Origin of the sequence: Spiroplasma endosymbiont of Dioctria linearis (assembly GCF_964030865.1) — a bacterium.
In the GTDB taxonomy this organism is placed as follows: domain Bacteria; phylum Bacillota_I; class Bacilli_A; order Mycoplasmatales; family Mycoplasmataceae; genus Spiroplasma_A.
On the sequence record NZ_OZ034984.1, the window covers coordinates 24,909 to 37,990 of the forward strand.

8 protein-coding genes are annotated in these 13,082 nt (G+C 27.0%); all 8 read left to right on the forward strand.

Annotation, left to right across the window (positions count from 1 at the left end; all coding sequences use genetic code 4):
* Nucleotides 1-23 precede the first annotated feature (23 nt).
* The 8 genes from AAHM84_RS00130 to pstB all read left to right on the forward strand — a co-directional run bounded on the left by AAHM84_RS00130 (nt 24) and on the right by pstB (nt 13,082).
* Nucleotides 24-3,755 (forward strand): ABC transporter permease, encoded by a 3,732-nt coding sequence (locus AAHM84_RS00130; RefSeq protein WP_342258894.1) that lies wholly within the window; start codon nt 24-26, stop codon nt 3,753-3,755.
* A gap of 44 nt (nt 3,756-3,799) precedes the next feature.
* Complete coding sequence (locus tag AAHM84_RS00135; RefSeq protein WP_342258895.1) at nt 3,800-4,018, forward strand: hypothetical protein; 219 nt, start codon at nt 3,800-3,802, stop codon at nt 4,016-4,018.
* A 74-nt stretch (nt 4,019-4,092) separates the two neighbouring features.
* A complete protein-coding gene (plsX, locus tag AAHM84_RS00140) occupies nt 4,093-5,097 on the forward strand; it encodes a phosphate acyltransferase PlsX (protein ID WP_342258896.1) in 1,005 nt (334 codons plus the stop codon).
* Nucleotides 5,097-5,789 carry a ribonuclease III gene (gene rnc, locus AAHM84_RS00145; RefSeq protein WP_342258897.1) on the forward strand — a complete coding sequence of 231 codons (693 nt, stop codon included), beginning with the start codon at nt 5,097-5,099 and terminating at the stop codon, nt 5,787-5,789. Before plsX ends, rnc begins: the two co-directional genes overlap by 1 nt.
* A 134-nt stretch (nt 5,790-5,923) precedes the next feature.
* Nucleotides 5,924-8,875, forward strand: a complete 2,952-nt coding sequence (locus AAHM84_RS00150; RefSeq protein ID WP_342258898.1) for an AAA family ATPase — start codon at nt 5,924-5,926, stop codon at nt 8,873-8,875.
* Between the two features lie 24 nt (nt 8,876-8,899).
* On the forward strand, nt 8,900-10,090 hold the full coding sequence (gene ptsS, locus AAHM84_RS00155) for a phosphate ABC transporter substrate-binding protein (protein WP_342258899.1): 1,191 nt from the start codon (nt 8,900-8,902) through the stop codon (nt 10,088-10,090).
* Nucleotides 10,083-12,209, forward strand: a complete 2,127-nt coding sequence (gene pstA, locus AAHM84_RS00160) for a phosphate ABC transporter permease PstA (RefSeq protein ID WP_342258900.1) — start codon at nt 10,083-10,085, stop codon at nt 12,207-12,209. The genes ptsS and pstA overlap by 8 nt, the downstream gene beginning before the upstream one ends.
* A gap of 3 nt (nt 12,210-12,212) precedes the next feature.
* Entirely contained in the window at nt 12,213-13,082 is an 870-nt protein-coding gene (gene pstB / locus AAHM84_RS00165; RefSeq protein ID WP_342258901.1) for a phosphate ABC transporter ATP-binding protein PstB, read from the forward strand.

Consider the following 13,082-nt stretch of genomic DNA (forward strand, 5'->3'; position numbering starts at 1 on the left):
TTTTAATTAGTTAGGAGAAAAAAATGAAAAATATATTTAAATCTTATATGAAAGCTTTTTTAAAGGCTTGAGTAGAGACACTAGGAACAATTATGTTTCTAATGATTTTTACAATGCTTATTTTTGGGATGTTAGCTACACCTTTACAATTATCATTAAAAGCATCATCAGTTAAAAAAAATACAAACCTTTGACAAGAACAATGACAAGGGATAACTAAAATGGATGATGACTTTATTTATCCATATATTTGAGAAAATGAGGAATTCATAATTGAATATAAGAATATGAATTTTGAATTAAATCAACCTTCAGACGGTTGATTAAAAAAAGAAACAAAAGAGATAATTCAAGCATATGCAAAGGATGTTGTAAAAGAAATTACTGGTTCTAAAACTAAAATCTCTGATGAAGAAGAAAAAGAGCTTGAAGACCAACAAATTCTTTCAGGTCTAAGAACAATCATTTGGTATTATACATACTATGGAAACGATAATACAATTAATGCATTTACTACAAAAGGTAAAGAGAGACCGCTAAAAGTGGGAGATATTTTTACTCAAGAAGCTCAAAAAGAAATTGCTAGTTTTGGTAATTATCAAAATAGAAATATTAATAATTATGTAATTCTTTCAATTTTAGAGCAATTAAAAAGTCAATCAAATGATTCATTTCTATATGAAAATTTCATTAATGCAAATATTAAAATGCAAAAAGGTGCAGAGGATCATTTTATTTATAATATGTCAAATGTTAGTGCACTAGGTGGAAATGATTCATATGATATAAATAATATTGTTTTGCAAAGTGGAAAATTACCAGAAAAAAATAATGAAATCATTATTAGTGATGCTTACGCTAAAAATCAAAATAAAAAAATTGGAGATGAAATAATATTAGGTGTTGATCAACCTTATCAAAATCCAAATGGTCCTCCTTTAAAACCATTACCATTTAAAATTGTTGGTATTGGTCTAAAATACAGTTCGTTAACGCCAATTAATTTCTCATCATTTTCAGATTCTATTCAAAACTATGGTCAAGTATTCTTAAAAAATAGTTTTTTTACAGAAGAAAATGATGAAAATGGTTATACATTTAGTCAACTATTTACAACAGATAATATGACATCTAATTCTGATCTTGGATTTTACTTATTTTATCGTGAAGAAACTTTTATAACTAAGAATAGTAATAACTATAATCTTAATGAACTTTTCTCAAGCAATATAGTAACCAGTAATAAAAAAGAATCACCATTGACAAATCTATCAATTTTATCTCCTGGTACAACTATATTTAAAGAGCCAAGTGAACATAGTGTTATAGCTACATTGACAAATTTATATATAATTACATGAATTTATGTCATGATTGGAGCAATTCTATTTTTATTAGGATTTATGTTTATATTATTTGTTCTTAAAAAAGAAATTAATAATACAAGAAAGCAATTAGGAGTTTTTAAATCTCTTGGATATAGAACTAGTGAATTAACATGAGTATTTTCACTAAAAACTTTCTTAACTATGATTATAGGAATAGGAATAGGGTATTTACTTTCTTTCCCATTCCAAATTGATAGTGCAACCAAACAATTTAGTACGTTTGTTATTTTTGACTTTCAAAAAATATATGCTTCTCCAATATTTTTAATGGTCTTAATGATCATTGTGCCAATTTTATTTGCTGGACTAAGTTATTTAATAATATTTAAATTCCTTAATGAAGGAGCTTTATCTTTATTAACATCAGGACCTAAAAAAAGTAAATCAGATGTAATTGTTTTAATATTAAAAATTATATTTTTCCCTGCTTTAATTTATTCTTTATTTAACTGAATTACTTTAAAAATATTGAGAAAAAGGAATAAAGGATTTACATTTAGAATGCAACATGCTTTTGTCTCTGCAGGAAAAGGTAAGTTTACTCTTATTATGGGATTATTCTTATTTAGTTCATTCTTATTTACTTTGCAATTAAGAGCAATGCCTGTAATTAAAAATATGATTGAGGGAGTTTACAATATTTATACTAAAGATGTTAATCATTATTATTCTTTTAAAAATGTCGTACCAATTAAAGTATCTCCAAATGGAATACATCAAGATATTACAAAAGAAAATTATGGTCTTAAATATGAAAATATTGAAACTCAAAAAGTCGAAGAGTTTATTAGAAACTCACAAGAAGATAAATACAAAACTACAAATAATTTTTCTTTATTAATGTCTAATATTTCTAAGGCAAGAGATGAAATTATGAATACAGAATATTGAGAAAGTAATAAAGAAGTAATTTCTTATGTGGCTACATTGACTGCATTAATTACACCACTAAACCAAAAAATATCTACAACTCAAAATCTTTTAAATAGAATAGAAGCTCCTGAAGAAATTCCAGAGTATTCAATTCTAAAAGTAACTCCAGAACAAATGGGAGGTATATTTTTGGATGATATTGGAAAATTAGCTTGTGTATCTCCTTTAGGTATGAACTATAATGGTAGTTGTGAAGATGTTGAATCTGTTAAAAAATATTTTATAGATGACTTAAATAATATTCTTCCTAAAAATCAAACAAGAGCTGAAATTAAGTTAAGTAATACTTTAGTTAATTTAGTAACAACTTTTGCAAAAATGAAAGAGGGAATTAATTCTCTATTAAGTGTTAACAAAGTAATATTTAATGGAAATGATGAAGCCCTTCAAACAATATTGCCATATTATATTAAAAATAATAATGATGTAGATATTGAAAAATCTGTTCTAAGATTAATTGACACAACAAATAAAATTGGTGGAAACACAAGAGCTGTTGTAAATCTTGATTCAGTAAGTGAAAAAGCAATGAATGAATTACAAGAGAATAATGAAGATTATATTAATGCTGTAATATCTTTTAGACTTTCAAAAATTTTAAATAAAAATGTTGGAGATGTATTTGAAATCACTTTAGGTAAGAATAAAACTGTTAATATAAGAATTGCTTCAATAAATGAAAATGATACACTCCTTCAAGATATTTACGTTGATTATTCAACATTTATAAAAAATGTAAATCAAGTTGAATCAATAGATACAAATGAATTATTATTCAACTCAATAATAAGTACAAAAGTTGCAAGTGAAGGTAAAATTGATTTAAAAGATGTTGCTGGTTCTCAAAGAAATTTTAGATACTCAAGAGACACTTATACAATTGCATCTTCACAAAATAAACCGTGACTAGGTAGTATTTTAGCACCATCAATTGATGGAAATTCATTGGATAAACCAACATCTGTAAATTTCTTTATGGACTCATCTGTTATTACTTTACCTATATTAAAGTCTGTAATAAATCAGGTACTTGGTAAAATGACAAAAGCAATGTTGATGTATATTTTAATTGATATAGTTCTTCTTATTATTTTATTGATAGTAATTATGAATATTATTATTACTGATTCAATAAATGTTATTACAATAATGAGATCCCTAGGATATAAAAATGGTGAAATTAATTGAATGGTTATGGGGAAATATATTTCAGGTTCAGCAATTAGTTACTTATTTGCATTCTTAGCTTCGCTTGTAGTGTGATCTGGAATTCAAGCATTCGTTTGAGGTAGATTTAAAGTATTAATAGCTTTACCTTCATTACCTTGAATACCATTTGTTTCTGCAATAATTTTAGGAGCAATTCTTTACATTGGTTGAACTGCAGCTATGCTACAAATTAAAAAACGCCCACTTACATTGCTAGTTAGTTAATAATTAGGTATAATTTTTATATCAAAAATAAGGGAGTAAATAAAATGCCATTACCAAAACAAAAAGTTGAAAATTCAAGTGATGTTTGTTGTCCTGGCGGAGCACACAATTGTTTAACTTGTAGAGTTTGTAGCGGTTCATTTCATGGATGTCAAAGTTGTTTAAAATGTATAGGATGTCAAGTTTGTTTATCAAAAGAATGTCCTTGTTGCATTAAAGGTACTATAAAGCAACAACAAAATAATGCTAAATATAATAAATAAAACATAAAATGTTTTATTTTTTTTGCTTTAAAGTCTAATTGTATATATAATCACTAATGTACAGGAGTTAAAATATGGATTATAAAGTAATAGCTTTTGATGTTATGGGTTCGGATAATGGTTTAATTCCAGCAGTTGATGCTGCTATTAAACTATTAGGTGAGCAAAAAGATTTAAAAATTATTTTTGTTGGAAATGAAGAGAATTTAAAAAAAGAGTTGTCTTCAAAAAAATATAACCATGATCAAATTGAAATTTTAAATACTTCAGAAGTAATTGAAATGACAGATGGAATAATGGATATTAGAAGAAAAAAAGATTCAAGTATGGTTAAAGCACTTGAATTAGTAAAAGATGGAAAAGCACATGCAATTACAACTGGGGGTGCAACAGCTCCTTTTGTAGCAGGTTGTCATTTTATTTTGAAAAAGCTTGATGGTATTGAAAGACCTGGATTTATGCCAGTTATACCAACATTAGTTAAAGGAAAAATTACTCTTTTATTAGATGTAGGTGCAAATTTAGAATGTGATCCTGAGGATTTAGTAAATTTTGCTATTATGGCAACAGCATATTCAAAAGCTGTTAATGGTGTTGAAAATCCTGAAGTAGCATTATTAAATATAGGTGAGGAAAAATCAAAAGGCTTAGAATTGCATCAAAAAGCTTATAAATTATTACAAGAAAATAAGTCTCTAAATTTTGTTGGAAATATTGAATCAAGATATTTAGCAAGTGGTAAAGTGGATATTATCGTCACTGATGGTTACACAGGAAATATAGCTTTAAAAGCAGCAGAAGGAATGGGAAAATCTCTTTTAACAGAAATTAAATCTGCACTTACAAAAAATATATTTAGAAAATTAGCTGCATTAAGATTGCGTAAGGCATTTAAAGAAGTTTCAGCAAAGTTTGATTATAAAAATCATGCTGGAGCAATAATTTTAGGAGCAAAAAACATTGCTTTTAAATCTCATGGCTCAAGTGATAAAATCGCTTTCTATGCAACTTTGAAAATGACTTATAATGCAATTAAAAATGATGTTGTTAAAAAAGTGGAAAAGGCGTTATATAAATAATGACAATTAAAAAATTTCTTTTAAGTGAATTTGAAATTGTAATTAAAGATGAGTCTTACTATAGTGAGGCCTTGACACATAACTCATTTTCAAACGAGAATAGACTTGCTAAAAATTATCAAAGACTTGAATTTCTTGGAGATGCAATCTTGCAAATGAAAGTAAGTGATTATCTTTATAAATTATTTCCAAAATCAAATGAGGGATTATTAACAAAATATAGAAGCTCAATTGTAAAAAAAGATACTTTAGCCGAAATTTCAAGAAAAATAAAACTTGGACAATTAATTAGATTAGGAATTGGTGAATTAGATTCAAAAGGCTATGAAAAGGACTCAATTCTTTCTGATGTTTATGAGTCAATGACAGCGGCTATATATTTAGATCAAGGGGAAAAAATACTTGATAAATGACTAAAAAAAACTATTTTTAGTGATTATGTGATAAATCAATTTTTAGATAAATCACATGATTTTAAATCTGAATTGCAAGAGCTTATTCAATTAGAAATAAGAAGTGAATTATCTTATGTTGTTGTTAGTCAAGAAAAACTTGAAAATAATACAACGTTGTTTATAGTTAATGCTGTTCTTGAAGGAATGGTATTTGGAACAGGAAAAGGAAGCAATAAAAAGCAAGCTGAACAAGAAGCTGCTAAAAATGCTTTATCAAAAATAAAAAAAAATAAATAAAGGCTTAGAAAAGCCCTTAAATAAAGGGTTTTTCTAAATCCTAAAATTTAAAAAAAATTGTACAAATGCATTAAAATATATATAATGAGTTTGTTATATAGGACGGCTATGTACGATTACAAGAGGTAAAAAAAATGATATTCTTAAAAAAAATTGAAGCGTTTGGGTTCAAATCTTTTGCTGAACCTACTACTTTAAATTTTGACTTTTCAATGACAGGGATAGTGGGTCCCAATGGTAGCGGTAAATCTAATATAAATGATGCTATTATGTGAGCTCTTGGAGAACAATCATATAAATCACTTCGTGGAGATTCAATTGATGATATTGTTTTCTCAGGAAGTAGTGAAAAGAAACCATTAAACATGGCAGAAATTACCCTTGTATTCGACAATAGCAATAAGGCCTTCAGTTCATTAGAATATAATGAAGTTTCAATTACAAGAAAGTTTTTCAAATTAACAAAAGAATCTGAATATTATATAAATGGAAGCAGAGTTCGTTTAAAAGATATTCAAGATGTTGCTTTAGAAACAGGTTTAACTAAATCAAGTTTAGCAATTATATCTCAAGGATCAATTAGTAACTTTGTTGAATCAAAATCAGAAGATAGAAGAAGACTTTTTGATGAAGCAGCAGGGGTTGCTCGTTATAAGAAAAGAAAAGATGAAGCTATTAGAAAACTTGTAAGATCACAAGAAAATCTAGATAGACTAAATGACATAATAAATGAAATTGAAAGAAAATTACCAACTTTAAAAAGACAATCAAAAAAAGCTGAATCTTATAAAGAGTTTTTTGATGAACTAAAAAATATTGAAGTTGCAGTTCTTGTAAATGACATAAAACTTTATAAGCAAAAAATAGTTGAAATTAATGAGCAAAAAAGTGAACTAAAATTAGAAATTAATTCTTTAGATAAACAAATTAGTAAAAGAAGTGAAGAGTTTAACACTATTGCAGATTCAAATTATAATAAGGAAAAAGAATTATCAAATCTTAATAAAGGATTTACTAAAATAGTAGAGAAAATTAGTGAATTAAAAGTTTCAAGAATTACTCTTGAGTCTAAAAAAAATAAAGTTGATATTGATGATAAAGAATTTAAAATATCTGATTTAAAAAATAAGGCAAAGGAATTAGAAATTAGATTAGAAGCTGAAGAGCAAAAACTTTCAAAATTATTAAAAGATAAAGTTGAAAAAAGAGAAAGTTTAGATGATGCTAGTCAAAAACGTTTTAGATTAAATCAAGAATTAGATGCAATTAGAAAGCAACTTGCTAAAACTGAATCTAGTTTAGAAACTCTATTAGCAAGAAAGCATTCTTTTGATAACTTATTTGAAGGAGTAAAAAATATTCTTGAAAATAGATCAACACTATCAGGAATTATGGGAACTGTTCAAGAATTAATTAGTGTAAATAAAAATTATGAAGTTGCACTTTTAACAGTAATTCAAAATGGATTACAAAATATAGTTGTTAAATCAACTGCAGATGTAAAAATTTCAATCGATTTCTTAAAAAATAATAAAGCAGGTTATGCAACATTTTTGCCACTTGATAATTTAAAACCTAGTTTTATTAATAATGAAACAAGATTTATTATTCAAAAATCTAAGGGATTTATTGGGTTTGGAAATGAACTTGTAAATATAGATAAAAAATATCAAGTAGTATTAGATTATCTTTTATCAAATTATTTGGTTGTTGATGATTATGAAAATGCAATAGAGCTTTCAAAAATTACAAACCAAAAGTTTCATATAGTTACTTTAGATGGGCAAAGAATATTACCACATGGAGCCATTATTGGTGGAAGTAGAAGAAATAAAAATGTAGTTTTAAATGATTCAGTTCAAATTCAAGAATATGAAAATCAGAAAAAAGAACTTGATCAAAAAGAACTTGAAACCTCTAAAGAAGTAGAAGCTCTAAGTGGTATGATAGAAGTTTTACGTGAAGAAATTGCTGAAATTCAAACTGCAATAGGAGCTTCTAGAAATTCTTCTCAATTAATTGAAAAAGAGGCAACTGAAGTAAAAGAAGAATTTAGAATAATTACTGGTAAAGAACTTGATGGAGGTCAACAAGAATTCCAATCAATTGATGAACAAATTATTAAAATTATTTCTGAGATATCAGCACAAGAAACATTAAAGGATGAAATTCAACAACAAATTAATGTTATTAGAACTTTAAAAGATAAATCAAATGAAAGACAAAATAGTTTAAACTCAATTATTAACCAAGATAGAGGTTTATTATCTTCATTAAAAGATAAGTACTCAAATTTAAACTCTGATGGAACTTTAATGCAAGAAAAGCAAGTTAATGCAACAACAAGATTAGCTCAGAATTATAGCTTAACTTTTGAAGCAGCATTGGAACTAAACACTAATCTTATTGAAACAGAAAGTGAAGTTAGAGATAGAATCAATTATCTAAGAAAAGAAATTCACTCATTGGGAAATGTTAACTTAGATTCAATTGATGAATATCAAGAAGAAAATGAAAGATATCAAACATATGTTGAGCAAACTCAAGATGTGCTTGAATCTATTAAAAATCTAAAAGATGCAATTGGCGATATGGATCAACAAATGATAATTCAGTTCAAAAAAATAATTAAAGATGTTAATGGAGTATTACCAGATACATTTGCAACATTATTTGGGGGGGGAACTGCATCAATTATTTATACAAATCCAGATGATATTTTAAATACAGGTATTGATTTAAAAATAGCTCCACCAGGTAAAAAAATTGCAAATTTAAATCTATTAAGTGGTGGAGAAAAATCAATGGTAGCATTATCTGTTTTATTCTCAATTTTAAAAGTTAAACCAATTCCATTGGTTATTCTAGATGAGGTAGAAGCTCCTCTAGATATTGCAAACGTAGAACGATTTGCAAAATATATTAAGACATTTACTAAAAGCACACAATTCATGATTGTTACTCATAGAATGGGTACAATGGAAAATTGTGACACTTTATTTGGAGCAACAATGGAACAAAAGGGTATTACAAAACTTGTTCAAATTAAGTTAATTGAAGCAAAAAAATTATCAAATACAAATTAGCATAGAAATGCTAGGAGACGAAATATGACAAGAAAAATAAGCATAATATTACTGACATTCTTATCAGTAATACTATGTCTATGAATATGAAGTGCTGCTGCACCTAAAAAAGCAATTATTTTAGGAGGAAGCACTAGTGTTAACCCGTTTATGCAAAAACTTACAAAAGAATATTATAATAAACCAGAAAAAGTAGATTTTATTTATAATTCAACTGGTAGTCAAGCAGGTGTTGGTGGAGTAGAAAAAGATATGTATACATCTGGTTTTATCTCTAAAGATATAAATAATAAGACTTTAACTAATGGCAATAACTTTTTAGAAATATGTGAAAACTTAAATGAATGTGATTTTGTTCCAGAAGCAATTGAAGAAATTCAAAATGTTGAAAAGAATAATTCATATATTGCATTAGAGTTTGCAATAGATGCAATTGGAGTAATATATAATCCTCCTGCATATTGAAATAAAAAAATTAAATTAGTAGATGATAATGAAATTAGTTTAAATGATCTTATGAATTTTAAAAAAGAAGATGAAGATGAATTATTAAAAAAAGCCTATAGTGGAAATTATACTTGAGAAGAGTTGGCAGTACAGTTATTAGGTTCAAAAGAAGACTGAAATAATAGTCAAGATTTTTATGAGGAAATGTTGAACTTGATAAATGTTCAATCAAAAACTAAACTAATTACTTTTACTAGAGAAGATGGGTCTGGAACAAGATCAGCTTTTTCAGATTTAACTAAAATAAAGGATATGTCTTCATCAAATGTTGTTAATTCAAATGGTTCAATGATTGAAAACATGACTAAAAGTCCAAGTTTAGGTTACGTTTCTAATGGATTTTTAGGTCAATTGTCTGAAGATGGTGTTGTAAAATTAGCTGGATTTAATAATTACAAATTACCAATAGGAAAAGACAATGTTCCTTTAAAATGATCAAAAGAAGAAAAAAAATGGCAAGACTGAAAACCAAAAACAGAATCTGTAGAATCTAATATTAATGAATCAATTACAGATAAATTTATTAAAACTGCTTATGAATTTAAAAGACCATTCATTGCTATATTTAGTATATATAATAAAAAATTAAATCAATTAATGGAGCTTTTTAATTTTATGAATAGTGATGGTTCAAATGAAGTATTCAAAAGTGAAGGCCTTGTTAAAAATATGAAGTATAAATCTTTAGGAGGTACTTCTAATGGTTAAAAGCTCTGTAAAAAGTTTACCAAAGGCTAAAACTTCTAAAATGGATTTATCAACTAAAATATCTGTATTTTTTGTAACAACAATTGTGCTTATTATATTAGCTGTTTTAGTTGGATATATATTATATAAATCTGTTCCAGTATTTCAAGAGTTTTCCTTTTTTAAATTCTTATTTTCTGGAATGTGAGCTCCAGCAAGAGATGGTGAAGATGGCTCTTATGGATTAGGTAAAATAATATTATCTACTCTAATGATGTTATTTTTAACTTTATTATTTGCGATACCTTTAACAATATTTAGTTCACTGTTTATTACTGAGTACTTAAAAAATAGAACAAAAAAATTTGTAGTAACTATGATTCAATTATTGGCTGGGATTCCATCTGTTGTTTTTGGATTATTTGCACTAGATCAAATTGGACCAATTTTTGTTGCCATGGGTGCACCAACTAGTGGAAATATGATGACAGCAAGTTTTACATTAGCTTTTATGGCTTTACCAACAATGATTAGTTTATCTGTTAATGCTATTGAATCAGTTCCAGAGGGGCATAGATTTGCTTCTCTTGGATTAGGAATGACAAAAGAAAAAACTACTTTTGGTGTAGTTTTAGTAGCGGCAATGCCAAAAATTATTACAGCAATTATTACAGGAGTTGCTAGAATTATTGGTGAAACAATGGCTGTTATATTAATAGCAGGAAATTCAACAAAAGGGTTAAATACAGATGATGGCTTTTTTGGATTTATATTTTCTTCAATTAGAACTTTAGCAGGAACAATTGGTTTAGAAATGTTAGAAAATCATGGGACAACTCATGAGTCTGCACTTTATGCTATTGGGATGGTTTTATTTGTAATAGTTATTTTTATAAACTTATTAATTATTGCTGTGGGAAATATTAACAATAAGAAAACAAAGTCTATTAAAAATATGAAGCATAAAAAAGTGAAAGCAATTAAAAATGATTATCGATATGACAGTCATAATTTAAATATTCTTGTTCACACTTATACTGAAAAAAGATTTGCCAAAAAGGTAAATAGTTTTATTCTTAATTTCTTTATGATTTCTTCCACTGCAATAATTGTTGGATTTACGAGTTGAATTTTACTGACAGTTACAATTAAGGGAATTGGTGGATTTGATGCAACAGCTTTTGTTGAAATTGAAGGACAAAGAAGTGGAATCTTTGCTCTATTATTTACAACAATATTGTTAGTTTTAGCTACAATAATATTTGCTATACCATTAGCTTTAATAGTGGCTATATATTTGGCAGAGTATGCTCACAAAGATAGTAAGTTTGCAAAAATTATAAGATTTTCAATAAACGTGCTTGCATCCACACCAAGTATTGTATTTGGTGTTTTTGGATTAAGTTTGTTTGTAGTAGGTATGGGAATTCCAATGTCCATATTTGCAGCAAGTTTAACAATGACAATTGTAATTTTGCCATCAATGATAACGAACTTTGAAGATTCAATTACAGGAGTGCCTTTACTTTATAAAGAAGCTGCTTACGGGATGGGTATGACAAAAACAGGAGTGCTGTTTAAAGTTATTATTCCAAATTCAACTAAGGGACTTGTTACTGCAACTATTCTAGCTGTTGCTAGAATTATTGGAGAATCGGCGCCTGTTTACTTAACTTTGGGAACAGCTGTAAGAATGCCATCAGAAGGATTCTTCTCATCAGGAGCTACATTAACTACTCAAATTTATATGATGGCTTCAGAGGGAAATGATCCGCATACTTTAGGAGTAGCATATCAAATTGCCCTAGTTACAATATTTTTAGTTCTAGGTTTAAATATTTTAAGTAAGTATATTGGTTTCAAATTAAATCCAATTCATAAAAAAGTATCAATGAAAATGCGATTTAAACTATTTATTGGAATGTTTACATGAACAAGTATTAAAAAGGTTTCATTAAAAACAAAAAAAGATACAATATCCTTGTATAAGAAATGAATAAATGTGTTTAATTTTAAAAGAATAAAAATATATGCTAAAAACGCTAAGACTCGAAACAATGTTATAAGAACAATTAAGAGTGAATCAAAATTAAAGTCTAAACCTAAAAAAAATAAAAAAATAAAAGAGAGTGAGAATTAAAAGATGGCTTCAAATAAAAATGTAGAAAAGGAAATTGTTGAAACTGAGGATTTAAAAATATTATCAGAAGAGAAAATATTTCAAAAACCTAAAAAACTACCTTTGAAGCAAAGACAAAATGTAATAGAAGTTGAAGGATTTAATTTCTATTATAATTCTGGTTCAAAACAAGCATTATTTGATATAAATATGGCAGTAAAGGAAAATACAGTTACGGCTTTTATTGGACCATCTGGGTGTGGAAAATCAACACTATTAAGATCAATAAATAGAATGAATGATCTTGTAGATAATATTGCAATTGATGGAAAAATTATTGTTCATTCAAAAGATGTTTATGAAAAAGGTACGGATGTTGTTAAATTGAGAACTGAAGTTGGTATGGTATTTCAAAAAGCAAATCCCTTCCCTATGTCAATTTATGATAATGTAGCTTTTGGTCCAAGAAATCAGGGAATTTCAGATAAGAACATTTTAAATCAAATTGTTGAAGATTCATTAAAAAAAGCAGCACTTTGAGATGATGTAAAAGATTACTTAAAAGACTCAGCACTGGGATTAAGTGGTGGTCAACAACAAAGGTTATGTATTGCAAGAGCAATAGCAATGAGACCAAAAATTTTATTAATGGATGAACCAACTAGTGCATTAGATCCAATAGCAACGTTAAAAGTTGAAGAACTTATACTAAAATTGAAAAATGAATATACAATAGTAATAGTAACCCACTCAATGGCACAAGCTACAAGAGTAAGTGATTATACAGCGTTCTTCTTACATGGTGAATTAATCGAGTATGATAGAACAAAAAAAATATTTACAAATCCAAAAGATCAAAAAACAGAAGATTATATTTCAGGAAGATTTGGATAG